Below are 19,544 nucleotides of genomic sequence, written 5' to 3'. Positions count from 1 at the left end.
TTCAAGACCGGGCGTTTCGGGGCACGGGCAGGGCGGCGGAAGGTCCCCCCAACAGGAGGTTAAGCAATGGAATCGTCGGGCATTTCACGCCGCGCAATGCTGCTGGGGGCAGGGGCCGTGACGGCGTGGGCGGCGAGTCCCGCGCGGGCGCTTTTGGCAGGAGTCGACGCGATGGCGGCGTCTCCGATGATCGAGTCGTTACTCGCGCGGATGACAGTTGCGGAGAAAGCGGGGCAATTGACGCTCAACGCCGCCGCCTGGGCGGGGGGCGCGGCCAACGCGCTTAACCCGACCAAGGCTGGTGCGACGTTCGACGCGCAACTGGGCGAAGTCCGCGCCGGCCAGCTCGGTGGCGTGTTCAACGGCCACGGCACCGACATGGCGCAGCGGATGCAGACCGTCGCGATACGCGAGGCGCGGCTCAAGATCCCGCTGATCTTCGCCGCCGACGTCATCCACGGCTTCCGCACCGTTTTCCCCGTGCCCCTGGCCGAAGCGGGAAGCTTCGACCCCGATCTCGCCGAACAGACCGCGCGCGCGGCTGCAGTCGAGGCGTCCGCCGCCGGGATCGACTGGACCTTCGCCCCGATGGTCGACATCGCGCGCGATCAGCGCTGGGGACGGGCGGTCGAGGGTGCGGGCGAGGACGTATTCCTCGGCCGGATGATGGCCGCCGCGCGAGTCCGTGGGTTCCAGGGGACCAAGGGGCTCACCGCCGACGACGCGGTGATGGCCTGCGCCAAGCACTTCGCGGCCTACGGTGCGGCAGAGGCGGGGCTCGACTATAATTCGGTCGACGTGTCCGAACGGACGCTGCGCGACGTCTATTTTCCGCCGTTCCAGGCGGCGTTCGGCGCTGGCGTGGGGTCGACGATGGCGTCGTTCAACGAAATCTCGGGCGTTCCCGCAACCGCCAACCCGTGGCTGCTCGACACGGTCTTGCGCAAGGAATGGGGCTTCGGCGGACTGGTCGTGTCGGATTACACCGGCGACGAGGAATTGATCGCGCACGGTTTTGCCGCCGATGCCCGCGAGGCGACGCGGCTGGCGTTCATGGCTGGCGTCGACATGAGCATGCAAAGCAACTTCTACCGCGATCATCTGCCGGCGCTGGTGGCATCGGGCGCGGTGCCGATGGCACGGATCGACCAGGCGGTGCGGCGGGTGTTGCTGGCGAAGCAGGCGCTCGGCCTGTTCGACGATCCGTTCCGCCGCATCGACCCCAAGCGCGAACGCACCCGCGTGCGGACCAAGGCGCATCTTGCGCTCGCACGCGATGCGGGGCGGCGCTCGATCGTGCTGCTCAAGAACGACGGCGACCTGTTGCCGCTGCCGCGGTCGGGAAAGCGGATCGCGCTGATCGGGCCGTTCGCGCAAGGCCAGCGTGAACTGATCGGCCCGTGGAACGTCTACGGATCGGACAAGGAAGCGGTCGACCTGTTGAGCGGGGTTCGCGCGCTGGTCGCTGACCCCGCCTCGGTCACCGCGACCGACGGATCCGGGATCGATGCGCCGCTTCCCGGCGGGATCGAGGCGGCAGTCGCGGCGGCAAATGCCGCCGATATCGTCGTTCTTGCGGTCGGCGAGGCGCAAAACATGTCGGGCGAGGCGCAATCGCGGGCCGATATCGTCGTCCCGGCGGCGCAAATGGCGCTCGCCGCGGCGGTTGCGGCGACGGGCAAGCCGATCGTCGTCGCTTTGCGCAACGGGCGCGCTTTGGCCTTGTCGGGTGCGGTGCTCGATGCGCCCGCGATCCTGGTAACGTGGTTCCTCGGGTCACAATCCGGCCCGGCCATCGCCGACATATTGTTCGGAATCGTTGCGCCATCTGCGCGTCTACCCGTCAGTTTTCCGTATGCAACCGGGCAGGAACCGTACCATTATGCGCACAAATCGACTGGTCGTCCCAACCCTGACGGGCCGCGGGTCGACTATAAAGCGCAGTATCGCGAGGTTCCCAACGCCGCGCGCTTCGCGTTCGGGCACGGGCTGACCTACGGCAAGATCGGTTATTCCGACCTGCAACTGGCGGGCGGCAAGCTGGCGTGGGACGGAACGCTCGAAGTCCGCGCGACGATCACCAACAGCGGCACGCGCGCGGCGGAGGAAGTCGTTCAGCTTTATATTCACGACGTTGCGGCCAGCATCACGCGCCCGGTGCGCGAACTGAAGGCGTTCCGCCGCGTCCGCCTCGCTGCGGGCGCGCGGCAGGAGGTGGTGTTCACGCTCAAGCGCAGCGACCTGCAGTTCGTCGGGCTCGACCTCAAGCCGACCGTCGAGCCGGGCCAGTTCCGCCTGTGGGTCGCCCCTTCGGCGCAAGCGGAAGGCGTTAGCGCCACCTTCGAACTGGTTGCGGCCTGATCTTCAGACGTCGGCGCGGCGTGCCAAATCCTCGACCAGCGCGGCATGGACCCCGCGCTTGAGCGGATTGCCCAGCATGACCAGCGCCGACGCCACCAACCCCGCCGAACAGGCATACAGCATCAGGTCGCGAATCCCGGCGGCGGTGGCCGCGCTCTGGGTTGCGCCTGCGACATAGCCTATGTGTCTGTAAAACAAGCCAAGTCCTCCCGCCGCTGCGGCAAGCCCGATCTTCTGCCACAAGGCCGCGACCCCGAACGCCAGCGCCTCCACCCGCGCGCCTGTGCGATCTTCGCCATATTCGACCGTGTTGGGCAGCATCGACCAGAACACCAGATTGAACCCGGTAAACGCCGCCTGCAGCAAGGCGAGCACCGCGATCGTCCCCGCGCCGCCCGGCGAAATGCCGAATATAGCGAGGCAAATCAGCCCCCAGCCGACCGCCGCGAACCAGACCCCGCGCAACCCGATCCAGCGCGTCACGAGCAACCAAACGGGCACCGCGATCGTCCCCGCAACCGCCATCAGCGCAAGCGTCTGCGGCCCCTGCGCGGGCTGCCCTGCTACGTGCTTGAAATAATAGAGCACCGATTGCGTCAGCACCGCCGCCGCCAGCCCCGCGACCATCGCCGCCAGATTGAGCGTCACGAACGCCCGATTGGCGAGCAGCAACCGCAGGCACGTCAGCAGCGGCACCTGCGCCCGGGACGTCGCCGCTGGCAAAGCCTCCCGTGCGCTACAAGCGAGCACCAGCAACAGCCCCGCACCAACGACGCCGTAAACGATCGCCGCGCTCGCGAACCCCGCCTGACTGGTCGCATCGCCCGTCACGCGCAGCGCGATCCACGGCGTCCCCATTGTCACGACCAGCGCCGCGATCGTCCCGAACAGCATCCGCACCCCCGCGAGCATCGTGCGATCGCGACTGTCGGGGCTGAACCGCGCGGTCCAGGCCGCATACGGCACGTTGACCAGCGCATAGAGCGTGCGAAACAGGATCTGCGTCGCGCCGATCACCCCCGCCAGCCACGCTCCGGTCAGGTCCGGCGCAGAGTACAGCAGTACGAACGCAATCCCCAACGGCACCGCCCCCCAAGCGATGAACCGCCGATACCGCACCGCCGGCCGCTGTGCCGCAATCCCGACGAGCAGGTCGGCAATCCCGTCCCACAACGCGCCAATCATATACAGCGTCCCGCCTAGCGCTGCCGACACGCCGAGCACGTCGGTGTAGAAGAACAACAGGTACAGCGAGACGCTCTGCCAGTAGAGATTGCACGCGAAATCCCCCGCGCCGAACACCACGAACTGCATCGCGCCGGGGCGGTTCTGGCTGCGGTCTATTGCCGGGTTCTCAAGCGGGCGTGGCATGATCGTCCGCCTGACGATTGCGGTTGCGCCGGTCAACCGTGCCGTGCGGGAGGCCCGATCGGTTTAACTGCACGATGCCGGAGCAACCGCGCAGTTCATGTGTTGTTGCGAAATGGAAACAAAGCCCCTGCCGCGCGAAGCTGCGCTGATCATCAACGCGCATTCGCGCAAGGGCCAGGATCTGTTCGAGACCGCGCGCGACAAGCTGGTGGCTGCAGGCGTCATCCTCACCGCCTGCCATGCGGTCAAGGATCCCGACGAGATGGAAGCAACGATGCGCACTGTCGTCGCCAGCGGTGTGCCCATGGTGATCGTCGGCGGTGGGGACGGGTCGCTTTCGGGCGTCGTCGACGAGGTGGTGGGGAAGGATTGCGTCTTCGCCGTGCTCCCGCTCGGCACTGCGAACAGCTTTGCGCGGTCGCTGCATCTGCCGCTGGATCTGGACGGCGCGATCGACGTGATCGCCAATGGCCAACGGCGGCGGGTCGATCTGGGCATGATCGACGACGATTACTTCGTGAACGGCGCTTCGATAGGGCTGTCGACGATGATCGGCGAAACCGTGCCGCACAAGCTCAAGCGCTATGCCGGGCGCGTCGGTTATCTGATGTGGGCGCTCAAATGTTCGGTGCGGTTCCGCGCGTTCCGGCTGACGATCGACGACGGCACGCAATCGCAAACACTATGGGCGACCGAATTGCGGATCCTCAACGGGCGCCATCACGGCGGGGTTGCGCTATCGGACACGGCGGATGTCGGCTCGCGCAAACTGCTGCTGCAGGCGGTGGTCGGGCAGAGCAAGGTCGCGCTCGCGCGGGACTGGTATGCCAAATTCTTCAAGCTGCGGGACAAGGATGCGTGCAGCCGCGACTTCGTCGGCGAGTGTTTCAAGGTGACGATCGACCCGCCGCAACGCATTTCGATCGATGGCGAAGTGCTCGCCTGCACGCCGGTGACCGCGAAGATTGCCCCCGGCGCGATCGAAGTGGCCGTTGCGGCAACCCGTTAAGCCAGATCCTTCGAGACAAGCCGTTTTGACTTCGCAGGTTCCGTGTTAGCGCTCTCCCGAACGGGCACGCATAAAGAGCGTGACCGCGCGACAGGGAGACGGACGATGCGGTTGAGCAGCTTTGCAGTCGGGGCGAGCGCAGTGTTGCTGTCGAGCGGGCCGGCTACCGCCGCTCCATCCGAAATACCGCCGCTTCCGGTAACGGTTCGCGTCGATCCAGACCGGATCGTCGCGCCGCTTCCGCCGATATGGCGTTTCTTCGGGGCGGACGAGCCCAACTACGCGACCGCGCCCGATGGTGCCGCCCTACTTACCGAACTCGGGAAGCTGAAGCCCGATGCGGTTTATTTCCGCGCGCACAATCTGCTGACGACCGGCGACGGGACGGCCGATTTCAAATGGGGCAGCACGAACGTCTATACCGAGAAGAACGGCAAGCCGGTCTATGATTGGCATATCGTCGACGGTATCATCGATACGTATCGCGCCCGAGGGGTGCGCCCCTATCTCGAGATCGGCTTCATGCCCGAGGCCTTGTCGGCGGCCCCCAAAGGCGTGCCGTATCGCCGCGCGTGGAAGCCGGGCAACGACTATAAGGGGATCACCGCGGGCTGGTCGTACCCGCCCAACGATTACGCCAAATGGGGCGAGCTGGTCTATCAATGGACCCGCCACAACGTCGCGCGCTACGGCCGCGCCGAGGTCGAGCGCTGGTATTTCGAGGTCTGGAACGAAGCCAATCTCGATTTCTACTGGTCGGGCAAGCCACAGGAATTCTACCGGATGCACGATGTCGCGATCGACGCGGTCCGGCGCGCACTGCCGACCGCGCGGGTCGGCGGGCCCGACGTCGCCGGGTCGGGCGATGCGTTCATGGACGATTTCCTCACGCATGTGACGACGGGGAAGAACTATGCGACCGGCAAGGTCGGTACGCCGACCGACTTCCTCTCCTTCCATGCCAAGGGTCAGCCGAGCGTGGTCGACGGGCATGTCCGGATGGGGATCGCCAACCAGTTGAAGACCGCGGATGCCGGGTTCGCCAAGATCGCCGCCATCCCGGCACTCGCGCGCAAACCGATCATCATCGGCGAGAATGACCCTGAGGGGTGCGCGGCATGCCCCGGTCCGGCGAACGCCTATCGCAACGGTCCGCTTTACGCGAGCTACACCGCCGCGAGTTACGCGCGACTGTGGACCCTGGCGCGGCGGCGCGGGGTGACGCTCGAGGGGGCGTTGTCGTGGTCGTACACGTTCGTCGGCCAACCGTGGTTTGCGGGCTATCGCCAGCTCGCCAGCAACGGTGTCGATCTGGCGGTGCTCAACGTGTTCCGCCTGTTCGCGAAGCTCGGTGACGAACAGGTCGCGGCGACCAGTGACGGCGAGATCGCGCTGGATACGATCGTGCAGAACGGTGTGCGCGGCGCGCCAGACGTCGGCGCGCTGGCAACGCGCGACCGGGCCGGGAAGGTCGCGATCCTGTTGTGGAACTACCACGACGACGATGTGGCTGGCCCTGACGCGGCGGTGCATGTCGCCCTTGGTGGCAAGCATGGGCAGACCGCGCGCCTGTGGCGAGTCGACGCGACTCACGCCAATGCGTTCGGCGCGTGGCAGGCGCTCGGCAGCCCGGCGAAACCGACCGCGGATCAGGTCGCGAAGCTGAAGGCGGCGTCGCGCCTGGTTGCCGAACCGATCGCAACGACCGCGACAGGCATCGACGTGCGCATCCCGCGCCAGGGCGTCGTGCTGGTCGAACTGCAGCCGTAGCGTGGCTGCGGCTACGGCAGCAAGCTGACGCGGTCGCGCCGTACAATGGCGGGCGCGCACCGGGGTAGGGGATGCCGGACAAGAGTCGAAAGACAAGTCAGATCGTCGGAAGCCCCCGCTCGACGATCTTGCGGATCAGGTCGCGGTGCCGCGGCAGGCCTTGTCGCATCCGCGCAGTCTGCGTTGCCGCCTCGCGCCGTGCCTGGTCGGCGATGCGCGTATCGCCCGCGATCGCCGCGCGCTCGACCTGCGTCTGGAAGCCCATGCCGTACAGCACATATTGATAGCTCGCGGCGGGGAAGACTTCCTCGACCCGGTCGAACTCGTCGTGGAACCACGGCGGCTGGTATTGCCACAGCGTCAGCAGGTCGCTGAGGCGGTCGGGGATCGACTCAGGCCGGACATTGTCGCGCCAGAAGTCGCTGTCGGTGCGCTTGGTCAGGACATAATGCAGCTTGAGGAAGTCGATGATCCGACCCCAGCGATAGTGGGTCGTCGCATTGAAGCGCGCGGCGATGATGTCCATCACCTCGCGGCACACCGGCATCTGCTCGGCGATCAACTTGGCCGACAGTTCGATCAGCACGATCGCGGACGCTTCGAGCGGTTCGAGGAACCCCGCTGCCAGCCCGACAGCGACGCAATTGTTCTTCCAGAATGTCTCGCGGTGCCCCGCGCGGATCGCGAGCTTGCGGACCGGCAGGTCCTTGCCCGCGGGGCCCAGATAGGCGCGCAGTTCCTGTTCGGCGGCATCGTCCGAGATATGGCTGCTCGAAAAGACATGCCCGACCCCGCGCCGCGTCGGCAAACCGATGTCCCAGATCCAGCCCGAGGATTGCGCGGTCGAGATGGTGTGCGACGCGATCGGCCCTTCGGGGTCCTCGTGCGGCAATTGCACCGCGAGCGCGGTGTCGCAGAACAGCGTATCGGCACAGCTCTTGAACGGCACGCCCAGCGTCTTGCCGATCAGCAGCGCGGCAAAGCCGGTGCAGTCGATGAACAGGTCGCCGGGGATCTCGCCCGCCTGTTCGGTGACGACGCTCAGGATGTCGCCATTCTCGGCCTGGGTCGCATGTTGCACGTCGGCTAGGACATGGCGCACGCCGAGCTTTTCGCAGCAATGCCGCTGGAGAAAGCCCGCGAATTTGCCCGCATCGAGATGGTACGCGTAATTCGCGACCGCTTCGAATTCGGGGGTCGCGATCGTCTTCGGGGCCAACCCGTCGTCGCACAACAGGCCCTGCGGCGACACCATGTCGCAAAAGCTCTGGCCCTTGGAATCCGCGATCCAATGCTCGGCGAGATTTACGCGGGTGAAGCCCTGCGGCAACATCAGCGGATGGTAATAGCCCTCGTCGGGTTCGCCGGTGGTCCAGCGTGCGAAGCGTGCGCCCTGTTTGAACGAGGCGTTGCATTCGCGGAAGAAGTCGCTCTCGGACACGCCCATCTTGGACAGCGTCGAGCGGAGGGTCGGCCAGGTGCCTTCGCCGACACCGATGATCGGGGTGTTGGGGGATTCGACCAGCGTTACCGTGAAGCCACCCGGCATCCGGCCCTGGTGGCGCGCGGCGATGATCCCTGCGGTCAGCCAGCCGGCGGTCCCGCCGCCGACGATCACGATGTTGCGGACGGTCTGCATGGACCCGGTTACCAGAGATTGGGGGACAAAAAAAAGGGGGCGCCGATGTGGCGCCCCCAGGGGAGGAACATCAGAAGCGGTATCGCGCCCCAGCCACGTAGCGGCGGCCGTAATCGTACACGTCGAGCAGCTGGTTCGCGAAGCGGCCATGCGTGCTCTGCTGGTTGTTGTTGACGTTGATCGCCTCGGCAAACACGCTGAAGTGCTTGTTGATATCGTAGCTCGTCGACAGGTCGAGCTGGAGGCTCGAATTGACGAAGGTCGGTTCGGCACCGAAGTTGCTGGTATTCTGGTTCTGGCCGAACTGGAGCAGATACTTGTCGCGCCAGTTGACCGCGGCACGAAGCTGGAAGCCCTTTTTGTCGTAGAACCCGACGAAGTTCGCGGAGTTGGCAAGGCCCGTAACGGCGAAGCCGGTCTGCGAGATGTTGGTCGGATCATACGGCTTGTTGGTGCCGACGAACGTCGCGTTCGCATTGAACCCGAAGCCCGAGCTGCCGAACACCTGCTGCCACGCCAGCTCGACACCGCGGACGGTCGCGTCCGGTCCGTTGACCTGCTGCGACACCGCGAAGTTGGCGAGCGAGCCGGTCGTCGGATCGATCACGCCGTTGATTGCCTGCCGCGTCACGCCGCCAACGATGAAGTTGCTGACGTTCTTCAGGAAGAAATCGACCGAGAGGTACGAGTTGCGCTGGTAATACCATTCCGCCGCGACGTCGAAATTGTCCGCGAGGTACGGCTTGAGGTTCGGATTGCCGCCGCTGCCGGTCAGCGCACCGACGCGCTGGCCGACGCCGACCGCGAGCACCGGGTTGAGGTTGCCAAGGCCCGGCCGCGTCAGCGTGCGCGACGCATCGAAACGCAACTGGAGCTTGTCGGTGACTTCGAGGCGCGTATCGATCGACGGCAGCAGGTACGAATAGTTGCTGCGCGCGCTGATCGGCGAAACCGCGCCGAAGTTGAGGTTGAGCAGCGTCGGATCGGCGGTGCTGGTCGAGATCGACGTGGGCAGGCGCCCCTGGCCGACCGAGACGAGATGCGTGTTCTCGTTACGCACGCCAGCCGCGAAGTGGAACGGCATGCTCGCGATCTCGGTCTGGAACGCGACGTTCATGTACAGCGACCACGTCTTCTCGGTGATCTGCTGGACGCTGTTCGGGTCGACCAGCTGGTCGAACGTGCCCGTGAACCCGGTCACGTTGTTGAAGCCCGGGATCGTCTGCGTCTGGGGGTTGCCCAGGCTCGTCAGGTAATTCTGATAGGCAGCCGGATCGAACACGATCAGCGACGACGGCAGCGTTCCCTTGAACCCGGGGATGAAGTTGCTGCCGAGGTTGACCGTACCCTGATACAGGCTGGAGGGGAGCGGCGCGATGCCCGAACCCTGGCCCGACGGGCCACCATAACCGGCGTAGGCCTGCCAGTAATTGTTGGTGAAGGTGCTCTTGTTGCTGAGGTTGAACTTGTCCTCATAATATTGGCCGCCGAACTTGATCGTCAGATCGTCCTGCTTCCAGGTTGCGGTCAGGCGACCCTGCTTGAGTTCATCGACGTTGTTCTGGGTCTGGTTGACGACGACGTGCGAGCCGATGATCCCCTGGTTGAGGAAATTGGCGGCGTCGCCGCGCGGACCGGTCTGCGTGAGCGACGGGAAGCTGTTGTTGCTGTTGCCGGTGATCGACACACCTGCGCTGTTCGCCTGCGCGCCGCCATAACCGATGTCGCCGTTCTGGCTGCCGATCGTGTTGCCGCTCGGGTTGAGCCAGCTCTTGGCCCAGGCGACGTCGCCGTTGACCGAGAAGTTGTCCGACACGTCCCACTTGACGTTGCCGCCAAGCTGGTTGGTCTGGAGCACCTGGGTGTTACGCGCCGCGGTGAAATCGGTCGGCGAGCCGTTCGGCTGGCTGAAATTGACCGCGGTGCCGTTCTCGTCGAGCGTGACGTTGCGCAGCGCACCCTGGTTGAACCACACGCCGAGCGCGGGGATCTTGGTGACGATTTCCTGACGCGAGTAATTGTCGTCGATGGTGACCATCACCGACTCGGACGGATGCCACTGCAGTGCGATCCGGCCGTCGACGCGCTCGTCCTTAACGGCTTCCTGGCTGATCACATATTGCTGCGGGAACCAGCCGGTGATGTTCGCGCGGTTGCCGGGAGCCGCAGTGACGTCGGTCGAAGGCGCGCACGTGGTGCTGGTCGATCCGGCCAACTGGCACGGTGCGTAGAAGCCGCCGGCCCAGCCCGAAACCGAGACGCGGTTGCTGGTGGTGTCGCGGCGCGTGTAGATAACGTCGGCGAGAACGCCGAGCGTATCATTGGCGAAGGTGTTGCTGAGCAGCAGCCCCGCGGTTGGCACAACCTTGCCCGAACGGTCCTGGATCGAGCCCGAACCGCTTGCCGCCATGCGGAAGCCCGGGTGATCGAACGGCTTGGGGAACTCGATGTTGACGGTCGCGCCGATCGAGTTGGACGACAGCGTCACGTCCGGCGTCTTGAACACGCTCAACTGGCCGATGAAGTCCACGCCGACGGTCGAGAAATCGATCTGGCGACCGCCGGTTGCGGTCGAGATGCGGCGACCGTCATACAGCGTGGTGTTGAAATCGCCGCCGAAGCCGCGAACGGTGATGCCGGTCGGCTCGCCGCGGTTGCCCGAACGCTGGATCGACACACCGGGAAGGCGCTGGAGCGATGCCGCGACGTTTGAATCCGGGAACTTGCCGATGTCTTCGGCGGAGATCGCGTCGACCACGCCGGTGGCGTTGCGCTTGATGTCGAGGTTGCGCTGGAGCGAACCGCGCAGGCCCGTGACGATGATGTCCTCACCTTCGGCACCAGCCGTGTTGCCGATTGCGGGCTGGGTTGCCTGATCCTGCGGGGTGCCGGCTTCGCTGGCGGTCACGGTGCCGGCGGGGGCTGCAACGGCCGGCTGGACGGGGGCGGGCTGGTTCGTCTGCGCATTTTGCGCGTCAGCGGTCTGTGCAAGCGCTGGTGCCGCGAGTGTGAGCGCAACCAGGCTGGTTGCTCCGACGAGAAGTCCTTTTCGGCGCTGACGCGTCGCGAAACTGGAGCCGTCGTGCTGGGTAAAATGCTTCATCGATCCCCTCCTTTATGAGATTTTTCTCATCGGTTATTCGCGCTGCTCTGCCGGCCCGCCAGGCGGTTTGCCGATAGAATCGCGTGGACCTCGGTCGTTCACTTGACCATTGTGTCGATGGGGGTGGTATCGCTACCACTTTGGGGATGCAAGCGTTTTGTCGGTGTATTGGATAAATGGGTATTGCAGCTTTGCGAGAAGGCTTCGGCACGGTATCCGGCGCAAGGTATCCTGCAACGACGGGGCAAGCGGAGAGAGTGATTGGCATGGCGACGCTGGAAGTATTGAACATTCATACCCACGCCACACTTCAAATGGCCGCGCCGACGTCGGGTGACCGGCATTTCGTGCAAGTCGTTCTCGATGAAATCGAGTCGGCCGGCGCGTACTTTCCCATCCTGTTTTGCAAGAATGCGGAAACCGGCGACTTCTATGCTGGTGCCATGCTCGGGCTCAAGCCCGGGGAGAACCTTGTTCGTGACGAGCCCGATGGCGAGCCGGCAAGTCGTCTGCATGACGTTGTGCGCGAAGGGTTCTATATCGCTGAAGACGCGATCGCGATTGATCCGGAGCATTCGCGCTTCGCCGTTGGGGGTGGTTCGCCGGTGTTCGAAACCGATGGTGACGCTACCCCGGCGCTACGTTCGGTCCAAAGGGCGCTGGGGCAGCTCCATGCCGGTGTTACACGGACTAATGCGTTCATCGCGCGTCTGCTGGCGCTCAAGCTGGTCGAGCCGATCGACCTGTCGTTTAGCTTCGACGACGGCGAGCGGCTGAGTGTCGAAGGTTTGTACACCATAAGCCGCGACGCGCTCGCCGAGCTGGACGATGGCGTCGTGCTCGAGCTGTTCCGCTCGGGCGACCTGGAGCGCATTCACAGCGTGATCGCCTCGCTGCAACACATCCGTCGCCTGGCGCGGTTGCGCAATGATCGGGTCGCTACCGGATGACGGGCGCGCAGCTAGCGGTTCGCGACGTCGATGGCGCGAGCGTAGGGGATCTCGACGCGTTCGTTCGCGACGTTGCCCGCCCCGGCATGCCGGTCGTCCTGCGGGGCCTGTGTCGCGACTGGCCGGCAACGCAAGCGTCCGGACAGTCGCGCGCGGCCTTGGTCGCCTATCTTGCGCGGCTCGATGCCGGGCGGACTGCCGAGGCATTCGTAGGAGACCCCACAATTGCGGGCCGCTATACCTATGGGAAGGATCTGGCGGGCTTCAACTTTACCCGCGAAAGCCTTCGGTTCGGGGATGCGCTCGGTCGCATCGTCGCTGCCGCGGATGCACCCGAAACCGAGTCGGTCTATCTCGGGTCGCTTCCGACCGATGCCTATCTCCCGGGCTTTGCAGCCGACAACGCTGTGCCGATCGTACCGCCCACCGCCCGTCCGCGAATCTGGCTGGGGACGGCATCCTCGGTCGCCTGTCATTACGATACGTTCGACAATCTCGCGTGCGTCGTCGCGGGAACCCGCCGTTTCACGCTCTATCCGCCCGATGCGATCGGAAACCTGTATGTCGGCCCGATCGACCATACGATGGCGGGGCAACCGATCAGTCTTGCGGCCGGCGCTGACACCGATGACCCACGCTATCCCGATTTCCCCGCCGCGCGGGGCCGCGCGATGGTCGTCGATCTTGCGCCGGGCGATGCCTTGTACATGCCCAAATTATGGTGGCATTCGGTCGAGGCGACTGCCCCGTTCAACATGCTGGTCAATTACTGGTGGGATGGTTTCGCCGCCGGGCCTGACGCGCCTTATACCGCGATGTTGCTGTCGATGATCGCGATCGCCGAGCGTCCGCCCGCTGAACGCGCGGCGTGGCGTGCGTTCTTCGATCATTACGTCTTTCGTCCGAATGGGCATCCGCTCGCGCATTTGCCAGACGCGCAGCACGGCATTCTCGGGGCGCTGGGCGGCGGCAATTACGGCAGGATCCGTGCGTGGGTGATGAAGACGCTGCGGGGCGGTTGAGGGTGCGCTTCCGGATCAACGCTTCAGCGTTTGACGGGACGATCGAATAGACGGACAAGATACTGCCGCGCGAACGCTGCGGCAGGGGGCGCAAAGCGCGCGGAGGGGATGGTTATGCGGAACGATCGTCGAAAAGTGGCGCAGCTTTGGCGTGGACGTACGATCGGAGCCGCCTGTGCGCTCGTGCTGCTGACGGCTGTTGCCGCGCCCGGTGCCGCGCAGGTACCCACCCACGTTCCCCCGCCCGTCGCAGGGGCCCGCCCGGTCACGATGGAGCGAATCAAGGTCCATGCGCCGACCATCGTCGGTAATCTCGAGGGCAATGCCGCGGATCGCGATGTCATCGTCGTGCTGCCGCCGAGCTACGCCACCAGTCCGACGCGACGCTATCCCGTGCTCTACGCCCTGCACGGCTATTCGATCGGGGCGGAGCAGTGGATCGGCGAGATCCACGTGCCGCAGACGATCGAGGGCGCATTCGCCAAGGGTGCCCCGGAAATGATCGTGGTCATCCCCGATTCCAAGACCGTCCATAACGGATCAATGTATTCCAGCGCGTCGACCACGGGGGATTTCGAGACGTTCATCGCGCGCGACCTGATTCGCGCGATCGACTCGAAATATCGGACGATGGCAGACCGGCGCAGCCGGGGCCTGGCGGGGCATTCGATGGGTGGGTATGGCACGACCCGGATCGGGATGCGTCACCCCGATATGTTCGGCGCCATCTATATGATGAGCCCGTGCTGCCTGTCTGCACGCGATGCGGGACAATTTGATGCAAAGGCCGGTGCCGCACTCGAAGCGGTGCAGACGCGGGAGGCTGCGGCTGCGCTGCCATTCGGCGGACGCGCGCAGTTCGCCACCGCCGCTGCCTGGTCGCCCAACCCGAAGAACCCGCCCTTCTATTTTGATCTGCCGACGAAGAACGGTGTCGTGCAACCCGATGTGCTGGCGCGCTGGGCCGCGAACGCACCGCTAGCCTTCGTCGACCAATACATCGGCAATCTGCGGCAATATCGTGCGATCGCGATGGATGTCGGGGATCAGGACGGTTTGAAGGATGATGCCGTCAAGCTTCATGCCGCAATGGACCGCTACGGGATCGTGAACAGCTTTGAAATCTATCCCGGGACGCACGTCAGCGATGTCGCCGTGCGGTTCCAGGATTATGTAATTCCGTTCTTCGGCAAGAACCTCGTGACCAGGGCCGTACGCTGACCGAACCGGCGGCACAGTGGTGCTGACACAGCGCGGTCAGCTGGCCATCGCGCTTTGCGTATCCTCCAGCGCGAGGTCGACCAGTCGCCGCATCGCCGCGCTGGCGCCCGCGGCGTCGGACGCCACGATCGCGTCATAGACCAGCACGTGATCCGGAATCGGGTTGCGCGGCAATGCCCGCAACCGTTGCTTGAACTGCGTTGTCCAGCTGACGGCCGCGCCGATCGATGCGCTCAGTACGCCCAGCGCGTCGTTGCGCGTCGCGCGCAGGATCGCGTCGTGAAACTGTCGGTCCGCTGCGCGGCCGAGATCGGTCGCGAGCGAATGGCGGCGCATCGCCGCGAGCGCTTCCTTCATCTGTTTCAGGTCGGTGCGATCCCGATTCGTCGCGGCCAGCCCCGCCGCGGCAGGTTCGATGATCGCCCGCAGCTCGAACAGGCTGCGCACCAGTTGCGGGTCGGGTTCGCCCGCAAACGCCCAGGCAAGCACATCGGGGTCGAGCAGGTTCCAGCGTTCGCGGGGCAATACGCGCGTGCCGGCTTTGGGGCGGCTTTCCACCAGCCCCTTGGCGATCAGCACCTGGATCCCCTCGCGGTAGGCACTGCGTGACACGTCGAGCGATTCGGCGAAGACGACCTCGCTCGACAAGGTCTGCCCCGGCGCGAATTCCCCTGAAAGAATCGCCACACCGAGCTTGTGCGCGATGGCGCCGCGCAACCGGCGTCCCTTGCCGCGGGGTTGCCGCGCGGGCAATTCGGTATCCGGCGCGGCGTCGCGCTCACTGGCTGCCGGAAGAAGCTTCGCGTTATCCACAGCAAGTGCTTAGCAGGCGCGCGGTGCGACGGAAACCGGAACTATCCGGGCGATGGGGGCCGGCCGATCGCCCGCTCGGCCGGGGTAGCCAACACGGGATCGCGCGTCCGGTATCCCACGGGAACTTTGTGACTAATGGGTTATTACCAAATCTTGGACATGGGTGCCCTTCTTCCCTATCCGGTAGGGGAGAATGCGACATAAAAGGTGAGTATGACGAAGACGGTCTTGGTGATCGAAGATAACATGCTTCATCGCAAATTATTCGCCGCGTGGCTGGAAAATGCCGGGCACAAATCCGTATTGGTGGCCGACGAACGGATGGCGTATCTCGAAGCCGTCGCCAGCCAGCCCGATGCGATCATCACTGACATCCGGCTGCCCTATGTCGACGGGCGCGACATCATCCGCCAGCTCAAGGCGAGCCCGCTCACGAAGCACATCCCGGTAATGGCGGTCACTGTTCTCAGCAGTCGCCAGGACGAGGAGTCGTGCCGGTCGGCGGGAGCGGACGTTTTCGTCACGAAAACGATCCGAATGGCGGCGTTCATCGAACAGGTCGACGCAATTACTGCCTGAAATGACGGGAGAATGACGTCTTTGACGGTCGTCGCCCGTATCTCCTGGAAACTCGGGGCGGCGTCGCCCCACAAACGCCACGATGTAAAGAGTTCGATAAGGATTGCGACGGCAGGGGTAAGGGATCGGAACCGATGTACGGAAGCGAGAAGTGATGCAGCATTGGGCGACCGCGGACGAGGCAGTTCTGGAACAACGGCGCCAGATCGCAGTCGATGCCGCCCGGCAAACGACGACCGAACGCGAGGTGGAACTCAAGCGGATCGTCAATCAGGCCGCTGCCGTTGCACGGACTCCGATCGCATCCGTCTCGATCATCGATCGCAACCGTCAGTGGATCGCGGCGGGGCACGGCTTAGACATTACCGAAACGCCCCGTTCCGCGTCGATTTGCAGCAGGGTCATCCTCCGCCCTGGCGAACCGCTCGTGATCCTCGACGCCCGGGCGGACGAACGGTACGCGCAGATCTCGACGGTCACACATGCGCCGTTCGTCCGCTTCTATGCGGGCATCCCACTGGTCAATCGCGCGGGATATGCGCTCGGGGCGTTATGCGTCATCGACACGGTTCCCCGGGAAGAAGCGCCCGATCTGACGGCGCTCGGTCGTCTCGCTCGTGAAGCCGAACGTTTGATCAGCGGATAGTGACGAGAGTGTTCTGAGCGGGCGACTAATGTCGTTTGAGTCGCCGCATTGCGCGACCTGATATGCGGCTGGCCGCACCGATTCGCACGGTTGATAAATTTGAAAGCTCTCGGGCAAATAGACATATTCCGGTCGATTAACTGCCTTGCCAACTTGCCATGTTCAGCAAGATATTCGTCGTCTATGCTGACTTGAGGTGGCGGCGACGGGTGGCGCTCGATGATCCTGGCATTGTTCTGGCTATTCGCGGTTGTAGCCATATGGTTACCATTGCGTCTGGTTGTCTACGGGCTGTTCATCAGTATTAGTTTTGGAACCCTGGCCGTGGTGCCGCTCGAGATGGTTGGCGGTGTTACTCTGCTTCCGGTTACGATCTTGTCGTCGATCGTGATCGTCCGGGTGGTCTTGCAGGCGGATGCTGCCGCCATCGTCGACGCGGCGTTGAACTGGCGCCACCTTGGCGTGCTGATGGCGTTCCTGGTCTATGCCTTGCTGCTCACTGTAATGGCGCCATGGGTCTTCGCCGGTGCACCAACGATGGGGTTGAACATCCAGCAACTAACGCCGCTTGCCCCGAGCATCGGTAACATTACCCAAGGCCTTTACCTGACGAACTCCTGTGTGATGACACTGGCCATGTTTGTCCTGATGTCAAACGGACACGGCCGCCAGATGTGTCGTAAGGGCCTGGTCATCGGCGGTGTGGCGGTGGTCATTACCGGGATCGCCGATATGGCGACGTTTGGCAGTGCTCTGCTCGATCCGTTGCGTACCGCGAGTTACACCTTGCTGACCCACGCCGAATTGGGTGGCACGCGGCGCGTCGTGGGGCTGCACCCCGAAGCGTCCGGCTTCGGCTATGTCGCCCTGTCGTTCGGATCGCTGATCACGTTGATGCGCCCGGGGGAGGGGCTCAGTCGCGGTTGGCGCTGGCTTGGCGCACCCGTCGGCTGGTCGTGTCTGCTGATGGCGGCATTGTCGACCTCCTCGGGTGCGCTGGCTGGTCTGGTCGTGTTGCTGGCCGTCGTGGTGTTCGACACGATCGTCCTGCTCGTTCGTGGCCAGGGTGGCGCTGCGGCCGGCCGACTTCGCGCAAATCTCGGTGCCCTGACCAGTCTGGCGGTGGCTGCGGGGCTCGTCTTGACCGTGCTGCCGAACATCGGGGCGAACATCGCGGAAGTTTTTGACGCAGCCGTCGTGCACAAGACATCGACGAGTTCTTTTGAGGAACGGCTGTACTGGAATACCGTCAGCCTGGATGGGTTGAAAGCCACAGGGGGTTTGGGACTCGGTGTGGGCTCCACACGGGCGTCGAGCTGGTTCGTGGCATTGGCAAGCGGGACGGGCGTCATTGGCAGCGTATTGCTGGCGGTATTCGTCTCGAACGCGGTGCTCCAGCCAGTTGGCCAAATCGACTTTGCGGATCGGCTTTTGGTTGGCGGTGCCAAACGCACGCTCCTAGTGAGCATGTTGCCGTTTGCAGGCAGCACCACGTCTGTCGATTTCGGCCTGCTGATCGCTTTCGTCTTTGCCGTAATGACCGCCATACCCGTCGCCTCCGCGCAAAGCCGATCCGGCCTTCCGGCAAGGAGCCCCTCCTCGCGACACCGAAGCAAGCCTGTCGCAGGCGCGCAAAGACCAACCGATCGTTGATCTTGCTACGCTTGCCAGCCGCCCCCAAGCGCACGGAAGACGTCAACCTGTGCATCGGCAATACGCGCATCCGCGGTGGCAAGGTCGGCCTCGCTGTCGGCAAAAGTCCGTTCGGCGTCGAGCACCTCAAGGAAATCGATAGTCCCCTCGCGTTGCCGGGCGCGCGTGATCCGCGCCGCCGTCTCCGCACTGTCGCGCGCGGCCTGCAAGTGCGTGCGGCGATCGAGTTCGCGCGCGTAATTGGAGAGCGCGGTTTCGGTTTCCTCAAGCGCGGTCAGCACGCTGCCGTCGAAGCTGGCGAGCGCGCCGCGCGTGTCCGCCTGCGCGCCCGCGATCCGTGCACGCGCGGCGGACTGGTTGAGCGTCCAGTTGAGCAACGGACCGACCAGCCAGCGCACCGGGCCGCCGGTGAAGATGTCGCCCACCGTCAGCGCGGTCGAGCCGATCGATCCGCCGAGCGAGATTTGCGGGTAAAGCTGCGACGTCTGCACCCCGATCCGCGCGGTGGCGGCGGCGAGGCGGCGTTCGGCGGCGCGGACGTCGGGGCGGCGCGCGAGCAGCGCCGCACCGTCGCCGACCGGGATCGGCTGGTCGATCCGCGGGGTAGTGGTGCGCGCGCCGGCGGCGGCGGGCAGGTCCTGCGGGGTGCGACCGGTGAGCGTGGCAAGGCGGAACAGCGCGGCTTGCCGCTCCGCCTCGATCTGCGGAATAAGCGCCGCGCGCTGACTGCGCAAAGCGGCGATCCGCACCGCATCGAGCCGCGACGCGCGGCCCGCGTCGACGCGCTTGCCCGTCAGGGTGGTGGACTTGTCGAGCAGGTCGACGATGCGGCGGGCGACGCCAAGTCGCTCCGCCGAAGAGGCGGCGTCGACATAGGCGCGCGTCGTCGCCGCAACGATCGAGACGCGGACCGCATCGGCATCCGCCTGCGCCGCGCCGACATCACCGCGCGCGGCTTCGACATTGCGACGAACGCGCCCCGACAGGTCGACTTCGTAGCTGACGTCGAGCCCGATATCATAGGTGGCGCGCTCGCGGTCGAAACCGGGGAGGTTCTGCAATTGCGAAGTGCGCGCGTAATTGCCGCTCGCGCCCGCGTTGATTTGCGGTTCGCGGTCGGTCTTGGCGCCCCGCAGCGATGCGCGCGCGCTGTCGAGCCGCGCGACCGCGACGCGCAGGTCGGTGTTCGCCGCGAGTGCATCCGCGACGAGACCGTCGAGGACCGGGTCACGGTACATCTGCCACCAGTTCTGGTCGGCGGGGGCCGTCACCGTCGCGGCGCTGGTCGAGACGAACGGCGCGGCGGCAGACGGTGGGGCCGGGGGGGCGACGTAATTGGGGCCAGCGGCGCAGGCGGACAGTGCGAGCGCGGAGAGGCTGGTGAGCAGCGGGGTTTTCATGAGCGGT

General features: G+C 65.0%; 14 protein-coding genes. 9 read left to right on the top strand and 5 right to left on the bottom strand.

The features are described from left to right. Window positions 1-66 precede the first annotated feature (66 nt). On the top strand, window positions 67-2,361 hold the full coding sequence (locus ABIC17_RS19300; RefSeq protein ID WP_354284683.1) for a glycoside hydrolase family 3 N-terminal domain-containing protein: 2,295 nt from the start codon (window positions 67-69) through the stop codon (window positions 2,359-2,361). Between the two features lie 3 nt (window positions 2,362-2,364). Here the strand turns inward: ABIC17_RS19300 and ABIC17_RS19295 are convergent, their stop codons facing one another. Then, on the bottom strand, window positions 2,365-3,732 hold the full coding sequence (locus ABIC17_RS19295) for an MFS transporter (protein ID WP_354284681.1): 1,368 nt from the start codon (window positions 3,730-3,732) through the stop codon (window positions 2,365-2,367). A gap of 112 nt (window positions 3,733-3,844) precedes the next feature. Between ABIC17_RS19295 and ABIC17_RS19290 the strand changes: the two genes are divergently transcribed. Both ABIC17_RS19290 and ABIC17_RS19285 read left to right on the top strand, forming a co-directional pair. After that, window positions 3,845-4,741, top strand: coding sequence for a diacylglycerol/lipid kinase family protein (locus tag ABIC17_RS19290; RefSeq protein ID WP_354284679.1), 897 nt, complete (start codon window positions 3,845-3,847; stop codon window positions 4,739-4,741). Between the two features lie 105 nt (window positions 4,742-4,846). Further along, a complete protein-coding gene (locus tag ABIC17_RS19285) occupies window positions 4,847-6,511 on the top strand; it encodes a GH39 family glycosyl hydrolase (RefSeq protein ID WP_354284677.1) in 1,665 nt (554 codons plus the stop codon). A 97-nt stretch (window positions 6,512-6,608) separates the two neighbouring features. Here ABIC17_RS19285 and ABIC17_RS19280 read toward each other — a convergent pair whose 3' ends face one another. Together ABIC17_RS19280 and ABIC17_RS19275 are read right to left on the bottom strand one after the other, a co-directional pair. Then, on the bottom strand, window positions 6,609-8,150 hold the full coding sequence (locus ABIC17_RS19280) for a tryptophan halogenase family protein (RefSeq protein ID WP_354284675.1): 1,542 nt from the start codon (window positions 8,148-8,150) through the stop codon (window positions 6,609-6,611). A 70-nt stretch (window positions 8,151-8,220) separates the two neighbouring features. Further along, window positions 8,221-11,253 (bottom strand): TonB-dependent receptor, encoded by a 3,033-nt coding sequence (locus ABIC17_RS19275; RefSeq protein ID WP_354284673.1) that lies wholly within the window; start codon window positions 11,251-11,253, stop codon window positions 8,221-8,223. A gap of 266 nt (window positions 11,254-11,519) precedes the next feature. Here ABIC17_RS19275 and ABIC17_RS19270 point away from each other — a divergent pair, with 266 nt between their 5' ends. From ABIC17_RS19270 to ABIC17_RS19260, 3 genes are all read left to right on the top strand, one after another. Continuing rightward, window positions 11,520-12,203 carry a SapC family protein gene (locus tag ABIC17_RS19270; protein WP_354284671.1) on the top strand — a complete coding sequence of 228 codons (684 nt, stop codon included), beginning with the start codon at window positions 11,520-11,522 and terminating at the stop codon, window positions 12,201-12,203. Next, window positions 12,200-13,225, top strand: coding sequence for a cupin-like domain-containing protein (locus ABIC17_RS19265; protein WP_354284669.1), 1,026 nt, complete (start codon window positions 12,200-12,202; stop codon window positions 13,223-13,225). Before ABIC17_RS19270 ends, ABIC17_RS19265 begins: the two co-directional genes overlap by 4 nt. A 135-nt stretch (window positions 13,226-13,360) precedes the next feature. Continuing rightward, the gene (locus ABIC17_RS19260; RefSeq protein WP_502958507.1) at window positions 13,361-14,446 is read left to right on the top strand and encodes an alpha/beta hydrolase; all 1,086 of its coding nucleotides are present in this window, start codon (window positions 13,361-13,363) and stop codon (window positions 14,444-14,446) included. Between the two features lie 36 nt (window positions 14,447-14,482). On the opposite strand, the gene ABIC17_RS19255 is transcribed toward ABIC17_RS19260, so the two are convergent. Then, window positions 14,483-15,199, bottom strand: a complete 717-nt coding sequence (locus ABIC17_RS19255; protein ID WP_354284855.1) for a FadR/GntR family transcriptional regulator — start codon at window positions 15,197-15,199, stop codon at window positions 14,483-14,485. A 273-nt stretch (window positions 15,200-15,472) separates the two neighbouring features. On the opposite strand from ABIC17_RS19255, the gene ABIC17_RS19250 reads away from it, so the two are divergent. The 3 genes from ABIC17_RS19250 (at window position 15,473) to ABIC17_RS19240 (ending at window position 18,137) form a co-directional block, all read left to right on the top strand. Then, window positions 15,473-15,838, top strand: coding sequence for a response regulator (locus ABIC17_RS19250; protein ID WP_354284666.1), 366 nt, complete (start codon window positions 15,473-15,475; stop codon window positions 15,836-15,838). A 154-nt stretch (window positions 15,839-15,992) separates the two neighbouring features. Beyond that, window positions 15,993-16,484 carry a GAF domain-containing protein gene (locus ABIC17_RS19245; protein ID WP_354284853.1) on the top strand — a complete coding sequence of 164 codons (492 nt, stop codon included), beginning with the start codon at window positions 15,993-15,995 and terminating at the stop codon, window positions 16,482-16,484. 219 nt (window positions 16,485-16,703) lie between these two features. After that, window positions 16,704-18,137, top strand: a complete 1,434-nt coding sequence (locus ABIC17_RS19240; RefSeq protein ID WP_354284664.1) for a hypothetical protein — start codon at window positions 16,704-16,706, stop codon at window positions 18,135-18,137. A 5-nt stretch (window positions 18,138-18,142) separates the two neighbouring features. Here the strand turns inward: ABIC17_RS19240 and ABIC17_RS19235 are convergent, their stop codons facing one another. Further along, window positions 18,143-19,537: an efflux transporter outer membrane subunit gene (locus ABIC17_RS19235; RefSeq protein ID WP_354284662.1), complete on the bottom strand. Its 1,395-nt coding sequence runs from the start codon at window positions 19,535-19,537 to the stop codon at window positions 18,143-18,145. Window positions 19,538-19,544 lie beyond the last annotated feature (7 nt).

The sequence above is a fragment of the Sphingomonas sp. PvP056 genome, assembly GCF_040549155.1.
GTDB lineage: Bacteria > Pseudomonadota > Alphaproteobacteria > Sphingomonadales > Sphingomonadaceae > Sphingomonas.
This window is presented reverse-complemented; position numbering and strand designations above follow the sequence as displayed.

Bases quoted from the DNA above. Each gene is read 5' to 3' on its own strand.
- ABIC17_RS19300 (WP_354284683.1), top strand. From the start codon at position 67: ATGGAATCGTCGGGCATTTCACGCCGCGCAATGCTGCTGGGGGCAGGG.
- ABIC17_RS19295 (WP_354284681.1), bottom strand. From the start codon at position 3,732: ATGCCACGCCCGCTTGAGAACCCGGCAATAGACCGCAGCCAGAACCGC.
- ABIC17_RS19290 (WP_354284679.1), top strand. From the start codon at position 3,845: ATGGAAACAAAGCCCCTGCCGCGCGAAGCTGCGCTGATCATCAACGCG.
- ABIC17_RS19285 (WP_354284677.1), top strand. From the start codon at position 4,847: ATGCGGTTGAGCAGCTTTGCAGTCGGGGCGAGCGCAGTGTTGCTGTCG.
- ABIC17_RS19280 (WP_354284675.1), bottom strand. From the start codon at position 8,150: ATGCAGACCGTCCGCAACATCGTGATCGTCGGCGGCGGGACCGCCGGC.
- ABIC17_RS19275 (WP_354284673.1), bottom strand. From the start codon at position 11,253: ATGAAGCATTTTACCCAGCACGACGGCTCCAGTTTCGCGACGCGTCAG.
- ABIC17_RS19270 (WP_354284671.1), top strand. From the start codon at position 11,520: ATGGCGACGCTGGAAGTATTGAACATTCATACCCACGCCACACTTCAA.
- ABIC17_RS19265 (WP_354284669.1), top strand. From the start codon at position 12,200: ATGACGGGCGCGCAGCTAGCGGTTCGCGACGTCGATGGCGCGAGCGTA.
- ABIC17_RS19250 (WP_354284666.1), top strand. From the start codon at position 15,473: ATGACGAAGACGGTCTTGGTGATCGAAGATAACATGCTTCATCGCAAA.
- ABIC17_RS19245 (WP_354284853.1), top strand. From the start codon at position 15,993: ATGCAGCATTGGGCGACCGCGGACGAGGCAGTTCTGGAACAACGGCGC.
- ABIC17_RS19240 (WP_354284664.1), top strand. From the start codon at position 16,704: ATGATCCTGGCATTGTTCTGGCTATTCGCGGTTGTAGCCATATGGTTA.
- ABIC17_RS19235 (WP_354284662.1), bottom strand. From the start codon at position 19,537: ATGAAAACCCCGCTGCTCACCAGCCTCTCCGCGCTCGCACTGTCCGCC.